The organism is Desulforamulus ruminis DSM 2154, from assembly GCF_000215085.1.
GTDB lineage: Bacteria > Bacillota > Desulfotomaculia > Desulfotomaculales > Desulfotomaculaceae > Desulfotomaculum > Desulfotomaculum ruminis.
Map to the genome: position 1 here is coordinate 2,077,652 of NC_015589.1, position 26,092 is coordinate 2,103,743.

Genomic DNA, 26,092 nt, shown 5'->3' on the forward strand with positions numbered 1-26,092 from the left:
CGAGAAAGGACAGTCGTAACAATCAAATGGACAAAACATTTATATTCCTCCGAATCCGGCTTTTTATTGAAACATTCCACCATTTTATGATCGAGGCCGACGGAAAGATGTTTTCTCCGCCGTTCGTCTGCTCGGTCTTTTGAATTGTTTTTTTGTTTTCAGCAAAACCGCCCCCTTCATCCGGGATCCTTTTTTTCTACAGAAGGCCACCAGCCTGTCTTTGTAGACGATGCCAGCAAGCCCTGCCAGCGTCGTAACCGCCAAGAAGAGCAAAGAAACATCCCATTCCCCCTGCCACAAGGTCGCCCCAATGAATGTGGAAGAAACGATGCTGGGGATGCGCGCCAGCGTGGAGATGAACAGGAAGCGGGAAAGGCGCATGGGGGTGGTGCCGACAATGTAGGTGAGCATATCCTTGGGTGTGCCCGGCAGCAGGAATAGAATAAAGACAACGGTTTCCAACTGCCGTGAATTATTGAGAAAAGCAAACTTGGCGATCTTCTTTTGAGGGAATAATTTGGTAAGCAGGGTCACACCCCACTTTTTAGTGAGCAAAAAAATGAACGAAGAAGCCACCATACAGCCCATGAGAGAAATGAGCAAACCGCCCCAACCGCCGTACAGCACACCGGCTAAAAGCTCGACAGGTTCCCCGGGAATAAAGGCCACGATCACCTGCAGGATCTGAATTCCCAAGAAGACAAGCCCGCCCCAGAGGCCCAGAGATGTGACCCAGTCTGTAAATTCCTGTTGCGTTTCCGGTTCGGATAAAAGCCGGATGTACGGCAGCGCCAGCCAGGTCAGCGCCAGCATGGCCATAACAAAAACCACGACGGCCATGATCAATTGTTTGGTTGCTTTGTCCATTTTGTTCATGGCGTCACCTGGAACCGTGGATATCGCCGTTCCGTGTTTCCAATTCAATGGCTACGGCGGAGGATGAACCGACAACGCCGGCAGCCGTGGTGTCGGTAACGGTCGGCTGGTCGGCAAAAGAAGTTTCGATGGCGCATGGTTTCATTTCGTTCACCTTCAATAATTAAGAATAGTTGAGGACTTTTATACGTTGCATATCAAATATAACCGTTGCCTTTATACGCATAGGTACAGCCTTCGCTAAAGTGGGTCACGTTGTTTGAGGTGCTCCCTGTTGTTGTAGTTAATCCAACAGAAGGAGACTGATATATTAAAATTAGCTATAATAATATAATCTATTTTATAGTAAAGAGTAACCGCTCCTCACATCTTTATATCCCCAAAATCCAAAAATAATCTGCATTTGAGGAATCATTCTCCAGCCATAATTGTACCGCATGAAAAATTTGATCCGTTGTTGCAGCCTTGTTTTCCGATTTCAAATAGCCTTTCTTAATATCCTTCCATTGCTTTTTACTTACTTTTTGAGGGCCGTAATAATGATAATTTTTAATTACAGTATCTATGTACGGTGAAAGCAGGCCCAAATCTTCATCAGTAATATAAATGGATGAATCGTTCCAATGATTAGGATAGTTGTGCGAATAACAAAATTCATAAACATCATGCCCTGTTAGTTCATTCAACTTCATAATCTTCAATTGGATTCCTCCAAACACCGATATTTTTTTGCCCATTGCCAAATTCAAGAAAGGTCGATAACCATCCGCAAAAAAACGCTGGCATCATCATCTGACCAGCGGGTTTTTGATATCATTGAAGGATAGCAGCAAGGGAATCAGCCATTATCCGCATTGTCACTTAGATGTTTTCTTCGGTATGCTTTGGGGGTCATATTCATTTGCTGCACAAAAACGCGGTTAAAATAAGAAGGATCGGTAAAACCGCATTCACTGGAAATACGATAGGCGGGATAGTTGGTGGTTTCCAATAATTTACAGGCATATTCGATCTTTAATTTATTGACGTAGTCTATGTAGGGAACCCCTACTTCCTTCTTAAAGATGCGGCTGAAATATTGGGGGTTCAAAAATACATAGGATGAAACCGCTTGCAGGGATAGTTTTTGTTTAAAGTTATCGTGAATATATTTGATTGATTTTTCAATGAGGTGTTTATTGTTGGTTTTGGTTTCCGTGACTTCTTCACCGGGGTCGACCTGACGCACAGTTACCGTGGTCGGGGTAGTCAACAGGTCATGGAATATCTGTTTGAAAACCGACGGTTTAATGGGTTTCAGCAAATATTCCTGAACGCGCAGGCGAATGGCTTTTTGGGCATAAGAAAAGTCCGAATAAGCCGATAGAATGATAACACGGGCCTGGGGAAGGAATTTTCTGATCTCCTCCAGAGCCTTTAAGCCGTCCATTTCAGGAATGAGGATGTCCATGATGATCATGTCCGGTCGATATTGTTTGGCCAGTTTAACCGCCTGGCCGCCGCTTTGGCAGGTAAGTATTTTATCTTTAGCGAGAAGTTCTTCGGCTACAATGGATTTGAGAAATTCCAATTCGAGTAATTCATCTTCCACAATTAAAACGACGCTCATACTATCTCCTCGCATTGGGTTTGGTAGAAATCGAAATCTTGACCGTACTTCCGCTATAGTCCGATTTTACAACTTTTAACCCGTAATCCTCTCCAAAATACCGTTTCAACCGTTTGTCCGTACTGCGAAAACCAATTCCCAGCTTGTTTTCCGGCTGCTGCAGGCTTTGTAAGACTTCTTTGGGAAAGCCATTGCCATTATCTACGACAAAAATATGGATGTCATCTTTATATTTTTCAGCATAAATCTTTATCTTGCCCCCGTCCCTTTTGGGGGTAATGCCATGGATAAGGGCATTCTCAACCATAGGCTGTATGATCATGTTGGGTATCCGGTGAGGTTTAACGGAGTCGGCAATATCAATTTCATATTCCAGACGGTTTCTGAATCTTTTCTTTTGAATATAAAGGTATTTATCGATATTATCAATCTCGGCTCCAATGGTGTGCAGTTCATCGTCCTGCTTTAAATTATAGCGCAGTAAATCCGATAGACAGTAAATAAGTTCTTCGGTGGTATGGGATTTTTCAAAATAGGCGATACGCGCAATGGTGTTCAAGGTGTTAAATAGGAAATGGGGATTAACCACCAGAGACATATTTTTTGCTTCCAGGTCCAGAATCTTTTTTTCCAGCATTTCTTTTTCAATAGACAATCTGGCGATGGCCGTATCGGTATTCTGGAGGCTTTCAGAAAAATCGTAGGAAATATTTTTGGCAATATGGTTGCAGAGTTGTTCGTGAATATCAACTTTGCTTTCTTCAATGGTTTTTATAGCTGAAATGGATTTAGCAATAAATTCCGGCTCCAGATTTTTCTCTTTGGCCAAAGCCATGATATCAATCAGATACTTCCGGTGCTCACTTTCCGGTGAATAAACCTGCGCTCCCACCACATAGCCGACCGTTTGGTCATTAAAATCCACCGGCAAAACAATGTTGGAAAGTCCATGCCGGCAGGTAAAGCGGTCTCCCTTACCGGGTTCTAATTTGCAAATATAGTCGGAGCATACCCGCCTTTCATCCTGCTGGCAAATCAGCTTACAAAAATCAGGAGACGGATTAAACTCAAGCAGGATCTCACCTTGGGTATCCACCAGTTGTACAGAAATATTGGACAGGGATAAAAGGCCGCTATATCGAGAATATAGATTGGAATCCACGAAATCTTTTAATGTTTTGTCTGTCTTATTCATCCTTTTCGCTATGTCTCTTTCTATGATTGATTGTATTTTACGTAGCAAGATATTGTGAATCCATCACAAAAAAGCATCCGAGGGCATGGGACCCAATTCTTTAAGCGGTTAAAGACAAAAAGAAAAAGTGGTCACGGATTTCGGATGCAACCCTAATTATGCCAAAAAAGTTGAATAAAACAAAAATTTTACATTTTTATAATACAATACCCTTATAAAAATGTAAAGGAATAAGCAAAAGCACACAATTCTGTACAGTTTAACCTACAATTGTGTACTTTCCTCCATTGGGGTATTTAAAGACCGCCTCACTAAAATGAGGCGGCCTCAGACTGTCAAAAAACCTCGTAAGAAACGGGGTTCTTGATAATATCCGGGTTGGAGTACCCTTGATTTTTCCGCTGGTTGTGGCGTTCCCGAATGAATACGCTTTTCTTTTGATAGGCTTCGTTGCGAACAATGCAACGGTCTGTCTGTGGCATGGCACACCCTCCCCTCAATTACCGTGATATTTCTGATACTTTTTGCTGGTCTGCGGGAAAAAGGAACTTCGGGCCAAGTTGGCCCGAAGTGGTTGTGATTGTGAAGTTGAGGAAAATGTGCATAATAAATAAAATATAGCCTTTAAACTGCTTCAGCGCAGACTTCACCGAACTGCTGATACTTCCGTCTGTCAGTCCCTCCATTCTCGCAATCTGGCTGTACCTCGGTCAACTCACCAATGGCGGTTAAAATGATAGCTTCGGTTTCTTCGCCGATGTAGATTTCCTCCGGGGTTTCCGGTTTGGTAAGGCACTCGTTATCAATGCCATCGCCCATGTCGAGAATATAATGCGCTTTGTAACGGTAAGTACGCCGCTTACATGCGGATTCCTGACGGTCTGCGGTTTTCATGGCTTCCAGCATTTCCTCCGTGATTTCCACGAATATATCTTCCTTGCACCAGTAGTAAAGTCTTTCAGGTTTACGGTTATCATGGTTAATCCTCCATTCGATTTTTAGGGGTTGGCGTTGCAAAATCGAATGGAGTAGGCGGGGAGCGACAGCCGGGGCAGTATGGCACTTCGGGCCAAGTTGATCCGAAGTTGCACAAGGGTTTGTCCGAAAGGTCAGCAAATAAAAAGACACCTATTCGAGAAAAACCTCGAACGATGTCGTATAAAAATGGGCGCAGTAGCCGCCGTTTTTGGATATCGGCCGATATACTAGAAGTTTCTATCAAATAAATTGTGGAAGTCTATTCCCAGTTAAAAAAGCGGAGAGAAACAGTAGTACATATTACTGCAATTACAATCATCAAAACCACCGGAATAAAAACACTATCTATTGGCAGACCGAGTGAAGCAGCTTTGAGAAGTTTTATTCCTTGTGTCAATGGCAATATATCTGCTACTTTTTGTAGTGCAACGGGCATCACTTCGTAAGGCAGGGTAGCTCCCGAAAAAATAAGCATTGGAAAATACAGCAGGCTGGCAGCGGCACTTGCTATTTTAATGTTTGGCGCAATTCCTCCCACCAGTAGCCCAATGCTGAACATTGACAGCATAACCAGTAAGTATGCTCCTAAGAATTGAAGCCATGAGCCGTATAACTGATAGCCGAAAAATATCGCCCCTGTTGCATAGACAAGAATAAGTGAAATAATTGAATAAAGTGCGTAAATGACAACTTGTACCGCCAAGATAAGAGCAGGACTGGTAGGTGTGACTTTGAACCGCTTTAATATTTTTCTGCTTCGATAATCAGATACAACTAAGGAAAGCCCCATCACACCTCCGGCACAAATGGCAATGGTTGATACCGCACCGAAAGATTGTTCCAAAAAGGTATATTCCGCACCGTCAAAAGCAGGCTTATTTCCAAACACCGCTCCCAAGATAATAACGACAACAATAGGCATACAGATAGCAAAAATGAACATGTCCATCCCACGGAGGGATAACCTGATTTCTGTTTTTAGTAAGGTTCTAAATGCTTTCATTTTCTACCTCCTCGTCTGTGTACCAAAGATATGCGTCCTCAAATTTTTCATAAGGACTGGTAGCGATTGCTTCTTGTACTGTCCCGTAAAAAATACTTTCTCCCTTTTTCAAAATCATGATTTTGTTACAAAGAGCTTCTACCTCGTCCATGAAATGAGAGGTTAATAAAATCGTAATTCCTTTCGCTTTTAATTCGGAAAGGCTTTTCCACACATCCCGTCGTGCTTTAGCATCCAAACCGGTGGTTAGCTCGTCCAAAAATACGACCTCGGGATTTGGAATTAGTGCCAGCACGATAAAAAGTCGCTGCTTCTGACCTCCCGAAAGCTCACTGACCAGGCTTTTCAGCTTGTCAGAAAGTCCGAATTGTTTTAGAAGAGCGCCATAATCCAGAGAAGTTTTGTAAAGCGAAGCTGTGACCTCACAAAGTTCAGCTACCTTTATTTTGTCCTGATAGTTCGCTTCCTGAAATTGAACACCAACTCTCTCAAACAACTTTTTTCGCTCTTTCTGCGGATTCATTCCTAAAATGGATACGGTTCCACGATCTTGCTTTTTTGTTCCCAAAATACATTCAATTGTTGTACTTTTACCCGCGCCATTTGCACCCAGCAAGCCAAATACTTCTCCACGGCAAATGGAGATATTGATATGCTCCACGGCTTTGATGTGATCATAAGACTTGCATAGGTTTTTTACTTCAATCGTTGTTTCCATGCGATTAATTCCCTCCTTTTCTTTGCATAAAAGAATAACACCAGAACAAAGTCTGGTGTTAAAGTGTAGAGTTTTCCTGAAATTGTTTTTTCATTTTTGCAAGATGAGCAAGCATAACTTTTGCGTTTTGTTCAGCGCAATGCAATGATGTGAGTAGCTTATCGCATACGGAAATAATATCGTCATTTCTCTCTGGATTGTCAATTACCTGCCGAATGTCCGCTTCGGGATTTCGAGATAGGGTATTCAGCATTCGCAAAATTGCTGAAAGAGAGTAATTGGCACAACGCAGGGAACGTATGATTTTCAACCGCCGAATATCTTCGTCACCATAAACGCGATATCCATTTTGTTTTCTCTTTACAGTAAGTAATCCGTTCATTTCCCAATTTCTTAAAGCGTCTATTGAGATTTGTAAATAATCGGTCGCTTCTTTTCTGGTTAAAAATGTAGTGCCTGTTTCCTGGCTGTTACCTGATAACAGCTTTTCAGTAATCGCTATGGCCTCTTCGGCATTTCTTTGCTCATTTCTAATCTGTTGCAGATAATATTCCGTCAAGCAAATTGCCTTGCCAAAATTCCCAAGCGCGGAAGTTTTAATAATAGTAATTGCTTGCTTCCTCAGGCCATTTTGCAGGACTTCAACCTTTAGAGCAGTTCTCGCAAATTTAATCTGCTCCATATGAAAATCTGTAAAAACACGATAGCCATTTTCTTTACGCTCCGGTTTGGGAATCAGTTCAAGTTCTTCATAAAGCCGCACGGTATTGGGATGGATTCCAATGCTATGTGCAATTTCGGATGTCTTGTAAGTGTTCATTTTATCACCACCATTCTATTGCACCATAATATCACCATATAAAAGTCTGGTGTTATAATGGAGGGTTTTAATTGTAACCCATAAAAACGAAAGGCTCAAGCATGTGAAAACTATGTGTCACTCTATAAAATGAAAACAAGCGTGTCGCCCATTTTGAACGATACGCTTGTTTTTAGACATCTACTTGGCAGTGCCCATAAACAGTTTAGTTTTCATACTGTCTTATGCAGGACTACCTAATGGCCGACCTTTTTTAACAGTCTGAGGCCGCCTCACTAAAATGAGGCGGCCCTTTGTGGTATGGCCTGTTTGCTGGTCGCTTAGGCTTGAGTCTTAACTGCGGGAAGCATCAGTTCCACGTCGCCATGGGGACGGGGAATAACATGAACGGAGATCAGCTCGCCAACTCGCTGAGCTGCGGCAGCACCGGCATCGGTTGCTGCTTTTACGGCGCCAACATCGCCTCTTACCATAACGGTTACCAGTCCGCCGCCGACGAATTCGCGGCCAATCAGATGAACATTGGCGGCTTTAACCATGGCGTCTGCCGCTTCAATGGCTCCTACTAAACCTTTGGTTTCAATTAATCCTAAAGCTTCCGATTTACTCATTTTTGTTTCCTCCTAAAATTTTTATTTTGCAATGGTTATCCTTGAGGTTGAGGCGAGATGCATGGCATTCGCTTCTTCCGTGTCGATATGAAATTCAAGAGCCGAGGTGTTGTTGGCTCTGATAACGACATTCGAGTAGGTTCCTCCCCGAAGTCCGTCTATCTTAATGGTCACCTGTTCCCCATCGGTTACGCCAAAATGTTTTGCATCTTCCAGGGTCATGTGAATATGACGCTGGGCGATCAAAAGGCCTTTAGCAAGAATCACGCTTCCTTTGGGACCAATGAGGGTAACTCCCGGCGTTCCCTGCAGGTCTCCGGACAACCTCACCGGGGCGGTTACGCCCAGTTTAAAGCAGTCTCCCTGGAGTATTTCCACCTGGGATTCGCTGCGCACCGGCCCGAGGATGCGAACCTTTTCAATGGCTCCTTTCGGCCCGGCAATGGTCAGGGTTTCCTTACAAGCGTACTGCATGGGCTGAGAAAGTTCCTTGACTTTTGTTAGTTGGTATCCGGCGCCAAACAAGGTTTCCAAATCTGCCTGGGAAAGATGGATATGGCGGTTCGATATCCCTACGGGTATGGAGTAATCGACCTCTTTTTCCAAATACCCCCCTTCTTTGATTGCTTCCAGCAGAAGTGCTGCTAAAGCGTCATACTTTCCCACTTTTAGTGATCACCTCTTTTTTTCAGTAGCGAAATAACTTCATTGACAACATTCATAAGCTGATCTTCACTGATGCCGCTCTCTGCGGAGCAAGCTGAATAGGAGGTGGTTGCTGCATTTTCGGCGCACTCTTTAATACCATAGGCTACACGCTTTTTATTGATCAGATGCATGGGGGTTACATTATCGGAGGTTGCGCTTCCCCCCCAGGTACCGCATCCCAGTGTAAAGGCCGGGGCAAGTCCGGTGCTTACGCCCACGCCGCCATGGGTGGAGGGAGTGTTGACCAAGATCCTGAACACCGGTTTTTCAGCGAATTTCATGGCCATTTCAGGATTTTCCGTATGAATGGAAAGGCTGTGGCCTACGCCGCCGTTATTTAGAAGTTTAATACACAAATCACACGCTTCTTCCCAATTCTTTACGGTATAAAAGGCCAATACGGTGGTCAACTTTTCGTAAGAAAGGGGATATCCTTCGCCCACACCCTGTTGTTCACCCAGCAGAACTTTAGTTCCCGGCGGAATGGTTATACCGGCGCTTTCTGCAATGACGGCCGGGGATCTGCCAACCAATTTGGCGTTCATGGCGTGGCCGCGGACAAACAATTTTTTAGCAACCCGGTTGGTTTCCTCGGGGGTCATGAAGTATCCGCCCTGGCGTTTGAACTCTTCCATCACCTGATCCCGCATGCATTCTTCAACAATCACCGCCTGCTCGGAGGCGCAGATGGTTCCATAGTCAAAGGTTTTGCTGGTGATAATATTCTTGACTGCCTTGGCCACATTAGCGGTTCTCTCGATATAGGACGGAACGTTGCCCGGTCCTACGCCCAGAGCCGGTTTCCCGGCGCTGTAGGCGGCCTTTACCATGGCGGAGCCGCCGGTGGCAATAATCATGGCCACTTCATCGCATTTCATCAATTCATCCGTGGCAACCTTGGTGGGCTTGGAAATGCATCCGATAATATTGGCCGGAGCGCCGGCAGCCACTGCGGCGTCATTCATCAGTCTGGCGGCCTGCAGGGTGCATTTCAGCGCCGAAGGATGCGGTGAGAACACAATCCCGTTCCGGGTTTTCATGGCAATAATGGATTTGTAGATCACCGTAGAGGTGGGATTGGTTGAGGGAATAATCCCCATGAGCAATCCTACCGGCTCGGCAATCTCTACGATTTTATTGACCGGATCGTCTTTGATGACGCCAATGGTTTGCATAGGTTTGATAAATTTGTACAGTTCTGTGGAAGCAAACTGATTTTTGAAAGTTTTATCTTCCACTTTACCAAATCCCGTTTCTTCCACCGCCAGTTTGGCCAGGGAAACCGCATTTTCCTCCGCGGCTTTCACCATATTGCAGATGATTTTATCAATCTGCTCGGAATTAAATTTGGCCAGTTCAGTTTGTGCCAGTTTGGCCTGACGGGCAAGATTTCTGGTTTCCTGCAGGGATTGTAAATCATAATCAAAGTTTTGCAATTGACTCTTCCTCTCTACAACGTCTTCTACCTGTTTAGAGGCATTCAGTATTTAGCGTCTTGTATAAAGGTTACTTGTTCGTTTCCCTCCGGTAATACTCCGTCAGTTTTTCAATCAGTAAGTCTTTATTGGCCTTGGATATGGCTCTGCCTGCCAGGTTAAGTTTTTTGTATTCTCTTGCCAATTGGCGAAGTTTTACTACAGGGAGTAATTTTAAGGCGTTAACACTTTTTTCAAGTCCATAGGTCTGTACGAAAGCATCAACCTCCTCTTTATGGTAGTGCTTCAGCGTCATTGGCTCAGAGGGAGCATTTTCTGTTGTAATGGCTGCTTCCGGTTCTCTCGATGCCGCTGTCCTATCCTGCTCCGGCGCCACGGAACTTGGCGGAGGGCCGACGGGATTTGCGCTTACAGTTACCAGGCTTTCCATATCTGGATGCGGTCTGGGAATGACGTGTTGAGAAACCAGGGAGGAAGGATCAATCTTTTCAACCGCTGCCACGCCGGCTTCCACCGCGGCTTTAACCGCTCCCACGTCACCGGTTACGATAATGGTTACCAAGCCGCCGCCCACCAGGGTTCTCTCCACCAGCTCCACCTGGGCCGTTTTGACCATGACGTCGGCACATTCAATGGCCGGAAGGAGTCCTCGTGTTTCAATTAAGCCAAGAGCCTGCATCGCTTACCCTCCTATTGTTGTGCCATAAGATCAGCCCAGTTTGCCGGATAAGTTACGTAAAAAAGTTTGACATACTCAGGGGAACTCCAGGTTACTTTGGAACCCTTGGGTACAAAGAGGACATCTCCCTGGTGAGCTTGATAGGTCTCACCATTGATGGTGATAGACAGGCTTCCCTCGAGAACAATATCAATCTCCTCATAGCACAGTTCCCACTCAAAGCTGGATTTTTCAATGGTCAAAAAGCCTGCGCTCATGCGGGAATCCTCTTTGCCCACCACTTCGCAATAAGCCACCTGGGTGCTGGAATCACCCGTGTCAAAGGGTTCATAGTTCGCAGTCCTGCCGCGCACAATTTTCAATCCGCTTTTGGGATCATAATCTGCACGGAAGGGCTTTCCGGATGACGGGGCGGCAGCACCGGCCAGGAGTTTGCTGGCCAATACCGCTTTGACAACCTGATAGATCATCTCCGGGTCAATGTCCTTTTGGCCTCTCTTCGGCAGGCCGCAATCTTTACCGGCGGAAGTTCCTGCAGCAGATGAACCTGCTGCAAATTCCACACCCAGTTCTCTGGCTAAATCCCTGGCTGACGGTGTAATCAAGGTATGGCAGTCTACGCAGAATGTTTTTTGACCTTTTTCTGCCGCTGCTTTTACCTCCTCTGCACAAACAAGTTTTTTCAAAATAGCACCTCCTTTGGCTAGAGTGTTCTATGTGAAGGTAAGATTAGAACAAGGTTGTCCACAATTTGCTGGCCGGAGAGGCAATGACCTCCAGATCAACCAGCAGTCCTTTTTCCGCCACCAGGGCTTTCCCGGCTTCAATCCCTGCTTCCACGGCGGCAACATCCCCGGTAAAGGTGAAGTAGGCTTTGCCCCCCACCCCACTGCCCAGACGCAGTTCCAGAGCTTGTACGTCCGCTGCTTTGAGGGCCGCATCGGCTGCAATAATCATGGAGGCCAGGGAAAAGGATTCCATGATCCCCAGGGCTCCGGTTCCATCGGGCATGGTGGTGGCCGTAATGGCCGGGAAAACCGCCGGGTGGACATTGGGAAGGATAAAACTGTCTACCAGGTATTCTCCCGCTGTTGCTACGCCCACGTTGATGGAGCTTTCCACGGCGGCAACGTCTCCCTGGACGATGGCGATATATTTTCCCGGACAGACAGGCGTTGCGCTGACCACTTCCACGTAGGCGGTTTTCAGCATCAAGTCTGTGGCATAAATTCCTTTGGCAATACTCGTAAGTTCAATCATACCAATCGCGTTATACATATGAACCCACCTTTATCACAATAGAATGATCCGTGTTTTCGATAACCGTCCCATCGCAGCTGGCGTGAACCGCCGCGCCGAGACTGTTGTCCGGAATTTTTCCAATCAGTTGTCCGGCTTTTACCTGTTCGCCCGGAGCCACAACCGGTACTGCCGGGGCCCCGATGTGCTGCCGCAAAGCAATACGAAGGATTTGCGGCCGGAATTCAACCTCGGTCATGGGCGCCGGCTGATCGAAATCCGTTAAGCCGATTTTGGCGATCAGGCGTTTGCTGGGAATCAGGCGATATTCTCTGGCTGTCCGCGGCTGGAACTCCATCTGTGTGGGCTGATAGCGCAGCCCTTGTTCCGCTAACTTTTGCTTATAAAGAATATTGACCGATTTAGGATGGAGGTTCGCCGGACAGGCGAATAATTCACAGGCATTGCATTCACAGCATAATTGGGCGAACTGTATTCCCTCCAGGTCCAAATTATAGCTTAAAGCACGCATCACCTTATGGGGCTGCATATTGTGCCCCAGGAGATAACGGGGACACAGGTCGGTGCACATGCGGCATTGCTCACAGGCGGTTCTGCCGATGACTCTGGCCCGGTGGATGCTGACGGATTTCTTGCGAATGAGAAAGTGATCTTTTTTCAACAACAGGTAGCCCTTGCTTTTTTTGGTGACATGCCCGTCCAGATTGTTCATGAGCGAGCCCATCATGGGGCCGCCGTCGATCACGGCATAATCATCTACATTCTCTACTCCGCATTGTTCGATGACATCCCGGATGGCTACGCCTACCGGTACTTTAACCGTCAGGCGGCGGGGAATATCTCCGGCAAGGGTGATATAGGTCTCGGTGACCGGCTTCCCGGCCATGGCCCGGGCGATATTCAATGCCGTTTCCGCATTGATCACCACACAGCCCACTTTCAAGGGGATGGATGCCTCCGGAACAATTCTTTGGGTCAGTTCATGGACCAGAACCTGTTCGTCACCGGCGGGATAGATATCCCGGAGTTCCATGACTTCCATATAATCTGCCAGCCCTAAAGCCGTAATTCTTTCCCGCAGCAGGACAATCACTTCTTTGTGTTTCCCTTTGATCCCAATGATGGCTTTGCGGGCTTCAATGGTTCTTCCCGCCGCTTCCAGCCCCCGGATGATTTCATCCGGAAACAGCTCCATTAATTGCTGATCCACTCTCAGCAGGGGCTCGCATTCAGCTCCGTTTAACAATATATACTCGGCTTTGGAAGTTAGCTTGGCGTGGGTTGGAAATCCAGCGCCTCCCGCCCCGATAATCCCTGCCTCTTTGATCATGTTCAGCAGATCCAAAATTTCCCACCTCCGGATTTCTTAAAAGGTACAGTCTTCATCAATGATTCCCACAATGGCGGCATCAATGGGCACATCGTCCTGGTTCATCATTTTACGGGCCGAGCTGCCGGTACAGACAACCACCCGTTCACCAATGCCGGCGCCGATGGTATCGGCGGCAATCATAAGGCGGCCGGCGTCAATGCCGCCGAGGACTTCCACCAGCATGAATTTCAGCCCTATCAGTGACTCGGCTTTTCTGGTGGCCCAGATATTATCAATCACTTTGGCGGCGATCATGAGCCTTCCCCCTTTTTAACTGCTTTTAACTTATCCTGTATTTCTTGCATGGCCGCTTCCACCGACGCGGTATCGCCAAAGATGGCGATCATAATCAGATTCTGGGGGCAATGGCCTTTAATGTCTTCCACAACCACTCCGGCCGCCTTTTCTGCGATATCCGCCGCAAAAACCATGTCAATTAACCGTCCCTGGACCAAACCCACCGCGTCATAATTCCCGATGGAGGTGGTTGCGGCAGAGCCCTTTCGCCGAAAAAGAATATCCAAGGTCCCCTGGGAAGGGGATTTGATCATGCGATACTCCATGGGTAAAAGTCACTCCAATCTCAAAGGATTTCCTGGGTGCAGTTCAGCGCAATCCCCAAAGGGGTTACAAACATGGGGTTTTGCGGTTTATAAGTGGGAAGGCTGGTTTGTTTGGCGATCATCTCTTCGATTCCGTCCAAACAACAGGTTCCACCCACCAGATAGATTTCTTTTACCGAGTATTGGCCGATATGGCGATTGATAATGGACGAAACCTTTTCAATCACCGGTCGTAATACGGGAACCAACTCCCGATGGTTCTTAAAATCCCGCTTATATTGATCCGCCTGGTCAAAACTCATTTTGTAAGCACCGGCAATGACCAGAGAAAAGTGCGTGCCGCCGGTGGGTTCATCGGCCACATAAATGACTTCGCCGTCTTTCAGGATGGCAATCCCGGTGGTACCGCCGCCAATATCCACAATGGCGCCGTCTTTAATCTTTAACACGGCATTGGCCGCCGTGGGTTCATCCAACAGACCGGTAATTTCGAAGCCCGCCCCCTGTACCACATGTTTAATGGCTCCCGAATCCAGGGTAAAGGTTCCCGGGGGAAGGGCCGCTGCGGCATAGATCAGCTCTGTGCCCAGCTTCTCTTCAAGTTCTTGCTTTAGTTCTTTGACAATGCGAATGGCGCCGATATAATCCACCACCATGCCGTCTTTCACCACGCTGGCAAAACGATAGGCGCCGGCCACCGGCCGGTAATGCTCATCAAGGACAGCCAGTACAATATAGGCGGTTCCCAGGTCAATGCCGGTATAATAAACGGAGGATTGATTCAATACGGGTTTTTGGATGACTTGTTCAAAATCACCAACCAGTTGATCACAGTATAGAAAAGCCGAATTCAGGGTTTTCATTTCTTCCCTCCTATACACTTCCGCATCATCATGCAGAGTAGGTTTATGATCAGACGGACCCGATCAATCAGATCCTGCCGTGAGCAGACCTGCTTCTCCTCATCCCAATAGTTTTCCAGAAGGCCGGGTTCCACTTCCTGGAGGGAAGCGCGCAAATGATTTAACAGAGCAAACTCTTTGTTATTTTCCAGCCCCAGGGGCATCTCACTGATGTCCATGGATTTTTCCGCATTCTCCAATTGCTTTTTAATCTCTGCTTCCGACCAGCCCCAGCATTGGATGCTGTCCGGCGCCATTTGTTCCTGTTCGGCCTTGCGCAGGTTCCGGAAGCACCGGTCCAGGGCCATGACTTCTTCGGACAAGACAGCGTTTCCGGCCTGTAAAATTTCTGCCGCCCCAAGGAGAAATAAAGATTGTATGCAGTCCATTTTTCCACGCAATCTCAGGAGGCACCAGTTTTCCTTTTCCTGAGCCGGATGCGGTTGATGGGGAGGTGCTTTCTCGCTGTCACTGCACCGGGCTTGTACCAGGGTGACCCGCCGGTCCACAAGAAATTGGCGGGCTCCGGGCGTAATCTTTGTATCCGGTTCCAGAACGTAAGTGGCAAAGGGTTCTGTTTTATACAAATCCCGTAATTCCATTTCGGTGATGAATCTCATTGCCTCACCTACCCTTCCTTAACTTCCCTGTTACCCAATTTCCTTCGATTGATTGCTGAAAGCGAAAAACACAGCGAATATATATAATGAAGAAACTCAACTCTTTTCAGATGTTTCTTGTTTTCCAAATAAATAATCTTTCAGGGCTTTTACACCCTCCTGGTCTTTTAAAGAGATCCGAAAGTAAGGTTCTGAAACTCCGGCTCTTTTCAACTGCTGCATACAAAGCCGGGCATTTTCCGGCGCCAAATCGATCTTGTTAATCACCCCGATGACAGGGCGGTTAAAGGATTTGGCAAAACCGGGCGGATAGACTTCAACGGGTCTTGATTGATCCACAAGCAAAAGCACATGGGATGCCGTTTGGGCTATTGCAATCAGATATTTATACATGAAAGGGTTTTCTATATAGGAACTGGGTGTGTCAATGGTCCTCTGGCCATAAATCACATCCTGGGTCCTTCTTAAGGGTCCGGCGCAATCATTCAATACATCGATCAGAGTGGATTTGCCCGATTGGCCGGGTCCCACTACCATGATTCGCTTTTTCATGTGCGCGTAATCTTGGCCGGTGTAAATTCCAGCAGCTTTTCCAGGGTGTCGTTAATGGCAATCATGGCGGCTTCCACGCTGGCCACATCACCGGAGATTACCAGTGATCCTGTAAAGCGATCCAGAAACCCGATCTCTACGTCCGAGGCCTTGGTGGCAATGTCCGCTGCGATAATGGCTGTCTCGCAGGGAGTAAGGGTGGAAATTCCAATGGCCCCTTTTTCCTCAATGCCCAAACGGTCATAAAGGTCCGGTATTGGTGAAGCGATGATGTGAGCCAGCGTAACCTGCTTGCCCGGTACCGATTCCTGGATAATCCGTTTTTTGTCGAATTCATCGGCTGCACTCATAAAATCCCTCCGTTCCAGTGGTTTCTTTAGTGCCGGATGACTTCCACCGGTAAGTCATCCCTTTTTATAAAAGCTTCTATTTGATCCAGTTCTGCTTCTCTGAAGCTCAAATCTTCGGTGATGGCGTATTTCAGGCCCAATTGCTTGTATTTGTTGATGCCCAATTTATGATAAGGAAGCAAGTCAATGCCCAGAAAGTTTTTGCAGCTTTTAAAGGACTGCAGGAATTCCATGGTTCGGCCAAGGGTTTCTTCATCATCATTCAATCCCCGCAGCAGGGGCATCCTGATTTTCACCGTAAAACCGCGGCGGATGAGTTCCGTTAAATTATCCAGAATGCGTTCATTGCGCACCCCGGTAAGTTCATAATGCCGGTCCGAATCAATGTGCTTCAGATCATACAGAAACAAATCCGTAAACCGGGCCATGGTGAGCAGGGAGTCCAGCTTGGCATAGCCGCTGGTTTCAATGGCGGTATGGATTCCCAGCCGTTGGCATTCCATCAGCAGATTGGCGGCAAATTCCGGCTGGGCTGTGACTTCCCCTCCCCCCAGAGTGACCCCTCCACCGGAATTCAGGTAGAAAAGCGCATCCTGTTGGATGATTTCCAGAATATCGGAAATGGTCTTGTCCGAGCCTACAATGGACAGTGCTTGTTTGGGACAAGCATTTTCACATTTCCGGCAGCCCACACAATCAATGCTTCTGTTTACTTGATGCCTGGGCCCTTCCCTTCCGGTTTGCTGCTGCCCAGATTCTTCATCCGAGAAATCATGGATGTGCACGGGACAAACCGGAATGCAGTTACCGCAGTGAATGCAAAGCTCCTCTTTGTACATGACCTGATATTTTCTTTCAAGTCCTTCGGGATTTGAACACCATTTGCATCTCAGGGGACACCCTTTGAAGAAAATTAACGTTCTAACGCCCGGCCCATCATAAATGGAATATTTCTGGACATTGAAGATTCTCGCTTTTCTTTCCAAGATGCAGCCTGTCTTTGTACTCATCATGTCCCCATCCCTTTTAGTAAACTTGGCTTGCGCCAAGTACCTGACGCAGTCGTAAGACAGTTTGTCCTTAGGCGGATCGGACAACATTTTAAACTTTCCGATCTGCTAAAACCTGCCTGTTGAAAAGTTTATTTTGTCCATCGCTTAGGAAGATATTTTTTGAGAAGTTTTCTCCCTTCAGGATTGATGGAGTAGTAAATTACCAGTTCTCCCTTTTCGTCCAGGGCCACATCGTTATCGTCAAGGATAAAGTTGGCTTTCATATCCAGGAGATGATTCATAAAGACTTGTTTTTTAAACTGTTTTTCCGTGCCGTATTCCGGTTTCAAGGCCTTCATAATCTCATCAACGCAGGCCTTTTCAACGGTGGAAAGATAATGAAGAATTCTAAAGCGCAAAGGTAATAGATCCTTCATAATTTATACCCTCCCGCCTTTATTGAAAAATTCCTTGGGGTTAATGGCTACCAGGGTAGCGCCAATCAGCACCAGGCCGCTGCCAATGACCAGATTCTGTGTCAGGGGCTGGCTCAGTAAGATAACCGAAAAGATCACGCCCCACATGACATAGGTTCCGTTGAGAGCCATTCCTTTGGCCACGCCAATGGTGGTGTTGGCCTTATACCAGGCCAGGTAAGACACTGCGGCGGTCAGGCCGGCAATGGCAAAGGCGCCAAAGACTCCGGGCATGGTAAGGACTTTGGAAATCACGACCCAGCCGCCGACCATGGGAAGAATGAAGATCGCCATAAAAAGACCGGAAGTCAGTTCACGGATATTAATGGCAATCTTCGGATCAATCATGGACATGCCGAATACGGCTAAAACCGCCTCCGCGCCCCAGCCAAAGGCCGCTAAGGACGCAAACAAAATTCCGAGATAAAAGGCCGAGCTGTTGCCGCCTTCGGGCGGCACATAAGATATCACAATGGCGCCGATCACCGAGAGAAACATACCGACCATCACCCGGGGGACAATTTTTTGTTTAAGGAAAACGCGGGAAAGAATCGCACCAACAATGGGATAGAGTGCAGTAATGGTTAGCGCATAAGCGGGTCCTGCCAGGGAAATTCCCAAAAGGTAGCCGCCATTGGCAATGGGTCCGCCCAGCAAAGCGGCTACACAAACCATGAGGCCGGGAAAGGTTTTAAGACTGCGAAGGATTTCCTGAAAGCGTCCGGCCCCTCCGTTATAAAGGAGCAGCCACAGGCCTGCTAAGCTGTCATTCATACAGGCGGCGGCCAGTGGGATGGTAAGCAGGGCCGCTTTATCACCCATAACAGGCACAAGACCTAAAGCCAGACCCAGGAGCACACTGTTCAAACCCCAGGCGCAGCCGCTGAAAAGACCTGTAAATACGCCTTTTCTGGCAAAATCGGCATTCAATTTTTCCTTCATCATCATGGCTGTTTGATTTCCCGCGCTGTTCATATAAACGATGTCTTCCCCCCTTATTTGTGGAATATCTGAAGTGCCGGCATGCTTCAGATATTCCCATAACTTAAAGTCGGTTTAAAAATGCTCCAAAACGGTTCGGCTGATAATTTCATCCTGTACTTCCTTGCACAGCTCTACGAAGTAAGCGCTGTACCCGGCCACACGAATGATCAGGTCCCGATATTTGTCCGGTTCAATTTGGGCTTTCTTTAAAACTTCATTGTCCACATAGCTGAACTGCATCTGACCGTTGCCAAGAATGGAGGCGGTTCTAAGCAGGGTAATCAGGCCGTTTTCCCCTTCGGGGGTTTCCAGAATACCGCGCAGCAGCTTGAAGTTGTGCACCATGCCGATATTCATGGCCTCATTATTCAGCTTGCTGACCGATTTAATGATGGCTGTGGGTCCCAGTTTATCGGCCCCCTGGGTGGGGCTGATGCCGTCGGACAGAGGCGCCCAGGCCAGACGTCCGTTGGGCATAGCGCCGGTAATCTCTCCAATGGGCGTGTTGTTGGAAATGGAAAGGGTTCCATGGGTAAAGTGCGAGTACAGCATTTTAAAGCTGTTGTGAACCCGTTCCGTCCAGGTGACGATATCCGAGGCAATTTCATCCACATAATCATTGTCATTGCCATATTTCGGTGCGTTCAGGCAGTCGGTCCGGATGGCTTCGCAGCCCTCAAAATTAGCAGCCAGGGCGTCCCGGATTTGTTTCAGCGTATATTTCTTCTCTTCAAAAACCAGTTTTTTAATGGCTGCCATGGAATCCGCATAGGTGCCCAGGCCGGAGAAGATCAGTCCGGGACCGTAATTGATCATCGCGCCGCCGTGGGTAACATCGGCGCCTTTTTCCATGCAGCCCTCTACCAGCAGGGACATCAGGGGTTTGGGAGCAATATCCCGGTGCACCCGCTGGCTGACAATGGTGCCGATGGCCGACAGGCGGATGATATGTTCAAGTTGTTTTTTGCAGGCAGCGTCAAATTCTTCATAGGTCTTAATATGGTCAAGATCCCCCGTATCAATTCCTTCCATGGTGCCGCGCCATTTCATAATGCCCCGGTTCAGAACAAACTCGATGGCAATGGGCCATTGGGTGTAGCCGGTGGAAGTCCACTGATAAATTCTGCCGGACTTTTGCGGTTCAACGCAGCCCATGAGGCAATAATCCCGCGCATCTTCAATGGAGAATCCCTTGGCCAGCATCATTTTGATATGGGTATCGTCAAAGTGGCAGGCCGGGAAGCCCAAACCGGCTTTCACCACATCCACAATTTTTTTCAAATATTTTTGCGGCGATTTGTTGTGAATACGGCAAGCCAGGGACGGCTGATACATCTTGGTAAAACGAACGGCGTCCATAATCAGATAGGTTAAATCGTTGGTGGCGTCGCCGCCGGTTCTCTTTTGTCCGCCGATGGTGCAGTTGATAAAGGGCTGATAGCCGGCGAAATATTTTGCTCCCAGTTCACTGGACAGCCACATGACTTCCGAGCATTTGATGATGAAGCAACTTAATAGTTCAAAGGCTTCCCGCTTGTTCATACGGCCGGCTTCCAGGTCGGCCTGGAACATGGGATAAATGTATTGGTCTAAGCGACCCACGGAAATGCCGGTCTGGTTTTCTTCCACCACGAACAGGGATTCCAGGGTCCAGATGGACTGGAGCGCTTCATGAAAGGTCCGGGGCGGATGGGCCGGTACATGGGTCAAAATATCGGAAATCTTGTAAAGCTCTTTCTGACGGACAGCGTCCTGCTCCCGGCCGGCCAGTTCCCCGGCATAATCCGAAAGCCGCCGGGCATAAGCCAGGATGCCGTCGCAAGTCTCGATTTCCGCTTTATAGAAATAGATCTTATCAATGTCCTCGGGATTTTCCATGGACAATTGGCTCAACCGGTCCACGGCTTCCTGTCTTACGCCGGCAATGCCTTTTTTAATCAAAATGACATCATAACCCGGGCAGGTGTCTCCGCCGCCGTTAACCTGATGGTAAGAAAGATCACTGACAAAGGATTCGCCGGAAAAGGACCATACGCCGGCTTCTTCATATTGCTGCTGACAAATTTCGTCCAGACTCTTGCCTTCCCAGTAAGGGAAAACTTCCTCCCGTAAAATCCGCTTGTCCTCTTCGCTGATTTCAAAAGGATCCTGGGGCCTGGTGGACATGGTATCCAGTTCATCCCGGATCCATCTCCAGGCAATATCCGGGGATACCGCGCCGGCCCTGGGTTTGCCGCAGGGATGTCCAACAATCAGTTCATCCTTTTGAATCAATAGGGGCGCTGTTTCGCAGGCTTTTCTAAAGCACTTGGCCCGCAGCAGAATCTTGGGCAGCCCCGCATTTTCTTTGGCTACCTGGGTGAAGGCCCGGGCACGGTAGGTACTGACACTGGGCTTCACCTTTAAATAAGCGGCCCGCAGCCGCTCCAGGCGGGGTGTCAGTCCGGTAATTTCCCCTTCAAAGGCCGGTGATTTTGCCTTGTTGGACATTGCCGGCTCCTGGGCGGAAAGCTCCTTGGAGATACCCTCAAACAGCTTCATAATGGCCGCTGTTTCTTCCGGGGACAAATCTTTGGTGGCATCCGCAAATTTATTTGAAAACTCTTTAAGATCCAACTTTTCTTCCTCCCTCTTACTTTATTCAGCAGGATAAGTTGCTTATGGTCCGATTAAAACGATCTTTGATAGATGCCCATCAGATCTTCTCTGGACGGTTGTCTGGGATTGGTGGGGGTGCAGCGGTCATGGAGCGCCAGTTCCGCCATAGTGCCCAGTTCATTTTCAAATTTGTTTTTATCAATTCCCAACTCCCGAATCCGGTTGGGAATACCTATGGATTTTTTCAAATCCTGGACCGCCTGCATGAAATGAATGGTTCCTTCCCGGTAGGTCCGGGCAGGTAATTGCAAAACAGCCGCCAGTCTGGCGTATTTTTCTGCGGCGTACCGGTTGGCACTGCTGCTCAAATTGGCGTTATATTCAATCACTGCGTTCATCAGCAGCCCGTTGGACCGGCCGTGGGAAAGGTGAAAGGTTCCGCCCAGGGCGTGGGCCAGACTGTGGTTGATGCCCAGATTGGCATTGGTAAAGGCCATGCCGGCAATGCAGGATGCGTTTTGAATGCGTTCTCTGGCGCAGGAATCATCTGTATTGTTGTATAAAGTCTTGAGATTTTCAAAAATTAATTGGACCGCCTTTTCCGCCAGGGCATCGGTACAATGGGTCGCCTCGGTGGAAACATAGGCCTCCACGGCATGGACCAAAGCATCCATCCCCGTATCTGCCACCACCGTCCGGGGAACGTGCTGGATGCAGGTGGAATCCAGTATGGCGATATCCGGAGCCATCCACTCATCCACAATGCATACTTTCTCGCCTTCCGCCGAAATGACCGAAAAGGTTGTTACCTCGGAGCCGGTACCGCTGGTGGAAGGAATGGCAATAAACAGCGGTTTTTTAAATTCCTCCCCGGCAGCTTTGCTGAACTGCCACAGGGAATATAAAATGCCCTTGGCCGCGTCAATGACAGAGCCGCCGCCCAAAGCAACAACGATGTCCCCATGGGTCTCCAGGTATTTCTGTACACCCGCGGCAATGACTTTTACATCGGGCTCCGGGCGCACTTCCGTAAAAACCGCCGATTTTATCCCGGCTTGGTTAAGATAATCCATGGTCCTTTGCAGGTACCCCAGTTTCTCCATCATGGAATCGGAAACAATCAAGGCACAAGAGCCTTTGATTTCTTTCAGCAGCGCCATGGACCCTTCATTGAAATAAACCTTGGGTTTAATAACAAATTGCTTCATTCCCGCCGTCACCTCAAATCTTTTGCGCAAATTGTTCCAGTAATTTTGCCAGCAGTTCTTTTAAATCTTCCGTGCTGTCTTCAGCCGCATCCCCCGCCGGCATCCCCCCGGTTATATCCTCCAACCGCCGCACGTCATAGCCCACTTTGCGGATATTAATCAAATTCAGGGGTGAGACATTGTCGGAAGTAAACCCGCCGCCTGCCGCGCCGCTGCCCAGAGTGAAGGCCGGAAACAGATTGGTGGTGGCTCCGATGCCCCCTAAGGTGGCGGGAGTATTCACCAGCACTCTGGATACCGGTTTTTTCAGGGCAAATTCCCGAATTACCTGCTCATTCCTGGAGTGAATGACCAGGGTATGTCCCCGCCCTTCGTTAATCAGCAGCTCGATGCATTTTTCGCAGGCATTCATCCAATCCTTTTCAACGAAAAAGGCCAGCACCGGGCAAAGCTTTTCTCTGGCATAGGGATTGCCGGGAGACACATATTTCTGTTCTGAAATCAATACCTTGGTATCTGCCGGAACACCTATGCCGGCGCGCCGGGCCAGCTCCACGGCCGGTTTGCCCACAATTTCCGGATTCAGGCTGCCGTCCGCACGGAAAAAAAGCTTGCCCAGCCTGTCCGATTCCTCGGCGGACATGAAATAAGCGCCCTTTCTCCTCAGTTCCTGCTTTACTTCATCAGCGATACAGTCCTCCGCCACGATGGATTGTTCCGAAGCGGAGACAATTCCGTTATCAAAGGTTCTGCTGGCAATAATATCGGCTACCGCCTTTTTGATGTCGGCTGAACGCTCAATAAAAGCGGGGCCGTTCCCCGGACCGCCATAAATAGTCGGTTTTCCGGAGGTGTACGCGGCCCGGACCATCTTGGGCACGCCGGTAATCAAAATAAGCGAAGTATCCTGGTGGTTCATCAAGGCCACCGTACCGTCCGCCGCCAGGGTGTGCAAGTAGCTGATGGCGCCGCAGGGCAATCCTTTTTCCTCCGCGGCCCGTATCAGGATATCAAGCACTTTGCCAATGGTCTTTTGGGCCTTCGGATGCGGGGAAAAAACAATGGCATTGCCGGATTTTATGGCAATCAGGGTTTTATAGATGGTGGTGGATACCGGGTTGGTGGAAGGGGGCAAGGCCACAATCACTCCCACGGGCACGCCAATATCCATGGTTTGGTTTGCTTTGTCTTCACCAATAATGCCGACCACTTTCATATCCCGGATCTTTTTATAGAGAAAATCACTGGCAAAAACATTCTTGACCAACTTGTCCTGCCATTGGCCAAATCCCGTTTCTTCCTGGGACAGGACCGCCAGTTCCCTGGCCGCTTGATAAACTTCCTCAGCCATGCGGCCGACAATTTGATCCAGTTTTTCCTGGGGAAAGGCGGCCAGTATTTTTTGCGCCTCCCGGGCGTTTTCCACCAGAATCCGAGCCTCTTGGACGGAGAGCAGATCGTGGTCTATTCGGTTCATCCTTCAATCACTCCCCCTTTTACCCCCAAATGAAAAGGTTGACCCATGCCCTTGCTTACCAGTTGATCACGTACCTGGCAACAATCTTTTCTACATCCTCATGGGGCCTGGCGATGACATTGGAACTATAGACCGGACCTACCTTGCCGGCTTGTTTGACGCCGGCAGCCACAGCCGTCTTTACCGCTCCCACGTCGCCGCGAACCACCACCGAAACCAAACCGGAGGCCACGTTTTCATAACCCACCAATTCCACATCCGCAGCCTTGCACATGGCGTCCGCCGCTTCCAGCACCGAAACCAGACTGTAGGTTTCTATAAATCCTAAAGCGTCATTCCTCTCCACTTTCTCCACGCGGATTCCCCTTCCCAAGTAGTCAATTGCTTAGTCCGCATCAATGTCATGTCGCGAAACAATCTTTCCGACCCGGCGAATGGGGCGCGGCATGACGTGAGAGGCTGTCATCTCGCCAATGGCCGCAGCCGCTGCGGCGCCTTTTTCCACCGCCGACTTCACGGCTGCAACATCGCCCTTCACCATGACTGTGACAAGCCCGGAACCCATATTTTCAAAGGAGACGAGAACAACGTCGGCCGTTTTACACATGACATCCACCGCTTGAATCGCCGGAACCATCCCTCTTGTTTCAACAAGGCCCAATGCTTCTTCCCCAAAGTATTCCATTGAAACAACTCCTCTTCCTTATCAATCTTGCTGCCAGGCTTGTCCCTTTATCTTCTTATATCAACCGCTATTTATATAGATCATTTGCTATTTGTATCATATCGCATGGGGAAAATATTTTTTTGAAAAATCAGTATCCATAATTAGTACAATTACACCCAGAAAAAATTAGTTATGGTACTAAAGAGACTTTCTTGAATAATCAAGACAAAAATTTTAAAATTCCCGCTGCACAAGTAAAGGCGATTTATCTGCAAATGGACCATTTAACAAAATGCCCCATGATTTGACTTTTCCTTCCGGAACGAGAAATCCAAAATCATGGCTAGACCCGGATCTCCTCTTAAATGCATTGATTTTGTCGTTTTTTTCTGCTAAAGTAGATTATTAATCATTCTAAAATCAAAGTTTTATCTATCTGACGGAGTTACATATGAGCATAGAAGAACTAGTTCAAGAAAAGCTGCGCCAGGCTTTTCACAATGAAAACCTTGTATTCGATAAATCCCGCTTTGCCGGCGGGCTTACCAACTACAACTACATCATGGACATTGCGGGCGTGGAATATGTCATCCGGCAGCCCGGCGGCATGACGGAACAGATTATTGACCGCAAAATGGAAAGGATTAATAATCAAATTGCCTCGGAGTTCGGCGTAAACTCCCATTGCATTTATTTTGATGAAAACAGCGGAATCAAGATCAGTCTCTATATAGAAAACAGCCAAAACATGGCTCAAGCCAACCCCAGCGCCCCCCAAAACCTGGAAACGGTTTCCCGGTTAATGAAAAAAATCCATTCCTTTCCCAAGCATTTTTCTAACCATTTTGATTGGCAAAGGGAATTGGACAAGTACGAACGGATTATCCAACAGCAGCGGGGCGACTTTTTCTTTGATTACACAACCCTGAAAGACCAATTGGTTGATTTTGTCCAAAAAAATATTAAAAGTACCATTTTTGTGCCCTGTCACAATGACACGGTGCCGGAGAACTTTATCATCGACGCTGCCGGCAGAATCTATCTTATTGACTGGGAATATTCCGGAATGAACGATCCCTGCTGGGATGTGGCGGCCTATATGCTTGAATCCAAGCTGTCCGACGAAGCCATCCAGTATTTTATTCAGAGCTACTTCGGCCGTCCTCTGACCCCGATGGAAGAATTAAAAATTAAAAGCTTTATGATGGCACAGGATTTGCTCTGGACCGCCTGGGCTTTAATCAGGCATTATAACGGCGACGACTTTCTTGAATACTGCTGTGTGCGCTATGAACGTTTCCGAAAAAATATTAAAACCATGACCAAATCGCCCCATTGTTCCATTGCCGGCATGGTCGTGAGTTAAACCAATTAAAAAAGATCATCTCCAGGGAGTTTAAAATCTTGCTATGAAAGGTTTTAAACTCCCTGCTTTGTT

General features: G+C 47.8%; 32 protein-coding genes. 1 reads left to right on the forward strand and 31 read right to left on the reverse strand.

All coding sequences use genetic code 11. From position 1 onward, the window contains the following. Positions 1-84: 84 nt before the first annotated feature. The 31 genes from DESRU_RS10450 to DESRU_RS10590 form a co-directional block, all read right to left on the reverse strand. On the reverse strand, positions 85-876 hold the full coding sequence (locus DESRU_RS10450) for a TVP38/TMEM64 family protein (protein ID WP_013842077.1): 792 nt from the start codon (positions 874-876) through the stop codon (positions 85-87). Positions 877-880: 4 nt separating this feature from the next. Beyond that, positions 881-1,021, reverse strand: coding sequence for a hypothetical protein (locus DESRU_RS20855; protein WP_187290563.1), 141 nt, complete (start codon positions 1,019-1,021; stop codon positions 881-883). A 226-nt stretch (positions 1,022-1,247) separates the two neighbouring features. Continuing rightward, the gene (locus DESRU_RS10455; protein WP_013842078.1) at positions 1,248-1,577 is read right to left on the reverse strand and encodes a hypothetical protein; all 330 of its coding nucleotides are present in this window, start codon (positions 1,575-1,577) and stop codon (positions 1,248-1,250) included. A gap of 137 nt (positions 1,578-1,714) precedes the next feature. Continuing rightward, positions 1,715-2,485, reverse strand: a complete 771-nt coding sequence (locus DESRU_RS10460) for a response regulator transcription factor (RefSeq protein WP_013842079.1) — start codon at positions 2,483-2,485, stop codon at positions 1,715-1,717. Position 2,486: 1 nt separating this feature from the next. Further along, positions 2,487-3,680, reverse strand: a complete 1,194-nt coding sequence (locus DESRU_RS10465) for a histidine kinase (protein ID WP_013842080.1) — start codon at positions 3,678-3,680, stop codon at positions 2,487-2,489. 335 nt (positions 3,681-4,015) lie between these two features. Continuing rightward, positions 4,016-4,162 carry a hypothetical protein gene (locus tag DESRU_RS20860; RefSeq protein WP_013842081.1) on the reverse strand — a complete coding sequence of 49 codons (147 nt, stop codon included), beginning with the start codon at positions 4,160-4,162 and terminating at the stop codon, positions 4,016-4,018. Between the two features lie 142 nt (positions 4,163-4,304). Further along, on the reverse strand, positions 4,305-4,604 hold the full coding sequence (locus tag DESRU_RS10470; protein ID WP_041275375.1) for a hypothetical protein: 300 nt from the start codon (positions 4,602-4,604) through the stop codon (positions 4,305-4,307). Positions 4,605-4,917: 313 nt separating this feature from the next. Next, on the reverse strand, positions 4,918-5,661 hold the full coding sequence (locus DESRU_RS10475) for an ABC transporter permease (protein WP_013842083.1): 744 nt from the start codon (positions 5,659-5,661) through the stop codon (positions 4,918-4,920). After that, positions 5,648-6,379: an ABC transporter ATP-binding protein gene (locus tag DESRU_RS10480; RefSeq protein WP_013842084.1), complete on the reverse strand. Its 732-nt coding sequence runs from the start codon at positions 6,377-6,379 to the stop codon at positions 5,648-5,650. Before DESRU_RS10480 ends, DESRU_RS10475 begins: the two co-directional genes overlap by 14 nt. Before the next feature lie 58 nt (positions 6,380-6,437). Next, entirely contained in the window at positions 6,438-7,199 is a 762-nt protein-coding gene (locus tag DESRU_RS10485; protein ID WP_013842085.1) for a MerR family transcriptional regulator, read from the reverse strand. Between the two features lie 320 nt (positions 7,200-7,519). Further along, positions 7,520-7,810, reverse strand: coding sequence for an ethanolamine utilization microcompartment protein EutM (gene eutM, locus DESRU_RS10490; protein WP_013842086.1), 291 nt, complete (start codon positions 7,808-7,810; stop codon positions 7,520-7,522). A 21-nt stretch (positions 7,811-7,831) separates the two neighbouring features. After that, positions 7,832-8,476 carry a phosphate propanoyltransferase gene (locus tag DESRU_RS10495; protein WP_013842087.1) on the reverse strand — a complete coding sequence of 215 codons (645 nt, stop codon included), beginning with the start codon at positions 8,474-8,476 and terminating at the stop codon, positions 7,832-7,834. Between the two features lie 2 nt (positions 8,477-8,478). Further along, positions 8,479-9,954, reverse strand: coding sequence for an acetaldehyde dehydrogenase (acetylating) (locus DESRU_RS10500; RefSeq protein ID WP_013842088.1), 1,476 nt, complete (start codon positions 9,952-9,954; stop codon positions 8,479-8,481). Positions 9,955-10,024: 70 nt separating this feature from the next. Next, entirely contained in the window at positions 10,025-10,633 is a 609-nt protein-coding gene (locus DESRU_RS10505; protein WP_013842089.1) for a BMC domain-containing protein, read from the reverse strand. A gap of 11 nt (positions 10,634-10,644) precedes the next feature. Beyond that, positions 10,645-11,319, reverse strand: a complete 675-nt coding sequence (locus tag DESRU_RS10510) for a cupin domain-containing protein (protein WP_013842090.1) — start codon at positions 11,317-11,319, stop codon at positions 10,645-10,647. Between the two features lie 43 nt (positions 11,320-11,362). Further along, positions 11,363-11,911: a BMC domain-containing protein gene (locus tag DESRU_RS10515; RefSeq protein WP_013842091.1), complete on the reverse strand. Its 549-nt coding sequence runs from the start codon at positions 11,909-11,911 to the stop codon at positions 11,363-11,365. Beyond that, on the reverse strand, positions 11,904-13,238 hold the full coding sequence (locus tag DESRU_RS10520) for a 4Fe-4S dicluster domain-containing protein (protein ID WP_013842092.1): 1,335 nt from the start codon (positions 13,236-13,238) through the stop codon (positions 11,904-11,906). Before DESRU_RS10520 ends, DESRU_RS10515 begins: the two co-directional genes overlap by 8 nt. 21 nt (positions 13,239-13,259) lie before the next feature. Further along, positions 13,260-13,520, reverse strand: a complete 261-nt coding sequence (locus tag DESRU_RS10525) for a EutN/CcmL family microcompartment protein (RefSeq protein ID WP_013842093.1) — start codon at positions 13,518-13,520, stop codon at positions 13,260-13,262. Continuing rightward, positions 13,517-13,828: a BMC domain-containing protein gene (locus DESRU_RS10530; protein ID WP_041275376.1), complete on the reverse strand. Its 312-nt coding sequence runs from the start codon at positions 13,826-13,828 to the stop codon at positions 13,517-13,519. Before DESRU_RS10530 ends, DESRU_RS10525 begins: the two co-directional genes overlap by 4 nt. 20 nt (positions 13,829-13,848) lie before the next feature. Further along, positions 13,849-14,691, reverse strand: a complete 843-nt coding sequence (gene eutJ / locus DESRU_RS10535; protein ID WP_013842095.1) for an ethanolamine utilization protein EutJ — start codon at positions 14,689-14,691, stop codon at positions 13,849-13,851. Further along, the gene (locus DESRU_RS10540) at positions 14,688-15,350 is read right to left on the reverse strand and encodes a hypothetical protein (RefSeq protein ID WP_013842096.1); all 663 of its coding nucleotides are present in this window, start codon (positions 15,348-15,350) and stop codon (positions 14,688-14,690) included. The genes eutJ and DESRU_RS10540 overlap by 4 nt, the downstream gene beginning before the upstream one ends. A gap of 96 nt (positions 15,351-15,446) precedes the next feature. Beyond that, positions 15,447-15,902, reverse strand: a complete 456-nt coding sequence (locus DESRU_RS10545; RefSeq protein ID WP_013842097.1) for a EutP/PduV family microcompartment system protein — start codon at positions 15,900-15,902, stop codon at positions 15,447-15,449. Further along, positions 15,899-16,252: an ethanolamine utilization microcompartment protein EutS gene (gene eutS / locus DESRU_RS10550; RefSeq protein ID WP_013842098.1), complete on the reverse strand. Its 354-nt coding sequence runs from the start codon at positions 16,250-16,252 to the stop codon at positions 15,899-15,901. Before eutS ends, DESRU_RS10545 begins: the two co-directional genes overlap by 4 nt. 26 nt (positions 16,253-16,278) lie before the next feature. Continuing rightward, a complete protein-coding gene (cutD, locus tag DESRU_RS10555) occupies positions 16,279-17,262 on the reverse strand; it encodes a choline TMA-lyase-activating enzyme (RefSeq protein ID WP_041275377.1) in 984 nt (327 codons plus the stop codon). Between the two features lie 131 nt (positions 17,263-17,393). Further along, positions 17,394-17,681 (reverse strand): helix-turn-helix domain-containing protein, encoded by a 288-nt coding sequence (locus tag DESRU_RS10560; protein ID WP_013842100.1) that lies wholly within the window; start codon positions 17,679-17,681, stop codon positions 17,394-17,396. A 3-nt stretch (positions 17,682-17,684) separates the two neighbouring features. Continuing rightward, positions 17,685-18,695, reverse strand: coding sequence for a DMT family transporter (locus DESRU_RS10565; protein ID WP_013842101.1), 1,011 nt, complete (start codon positions 18,693-18,695; stop codon positions 17,685-17,687). Positions 18,696-18,776: 81 nt separating this feature from the next. Then, entirely contained in the window at positions 18,777-21,320 is a 2,544-nt protein-coding gene (gene cutC / locus DESRU_RS10570; protein WP_013842102.1) for a choline trimethylamine-lyase, read from the reverse strand. Between the two features lie 53 nt (positions 21,321-21,373). Beyond that, positions 21,374-22,510: a 1-propanol dehydrogenase PduQ gene (locus DESRU_RS10575; RefSeq protein WP_013842103.1), complete on the reverse strand. Its 1,137-nt coding sequence runs from the start codon at positions 22,508-22,510 to the stop codon at positions 21,374-21,376. Positions 22,511-22,523: 13 nt separating this feature from the next. After that, positions 22,524-23,987: an acetaldehyde dehydrogenase (acetylating) gene (locus DESRU_RS10580; RefSeq protein WP_013842104.1), complete on the reverse strand. Its 1,464-nt coding sequence runs from the start codon at positions 23,985-23,987 to the stop codon at positions 22,524-22,526. 55 nt (positions 23,988-24,042) lie between these two features. Further along, the gene (locus DESRU_RS10585; RefSeq protein ID WP_041275726.1) at positions 24,043-24,333 is read right to left on the reverse strand and encodes a BMC domain-containing protein; all 291 of its coding nucleotides are present in this window, start codon (positions 24,331-24,333) and stop codon (positions 24,043-24,045) included. 39 nt (positions 24,334-24,372) lie between these two features. After that, the gene (locus tag DESRU_RS10590) at positions 24,373-24,672 is read right to left on the reverse strand and encodes a BMC domain-containing protein (RefSeq protein ID WP_013842106.1); all 300 of its coding nucleotides are present in this window, start codon (positions 24,670-24,672) and stop codon (positions 24,373-24,375) included. 433 nt (positions 24,673-25,105) lie between these two features. Here DESRU_RS10590 and DESRU_RS10595 point away from each other — a divergent pair, with 433 nt between their 5' ends. After that, entirely contained in the window at positions 25,106-26,020 is a 915-nt protein-coding gene (locus tag DESRU_RS10595) for a choline kinase family protein (RefSeq protein WP_013842107.1), read from the forward strand. The last annotated feature ends 72 nt before the right edge of the window (positions 26,021-26,092 follow it).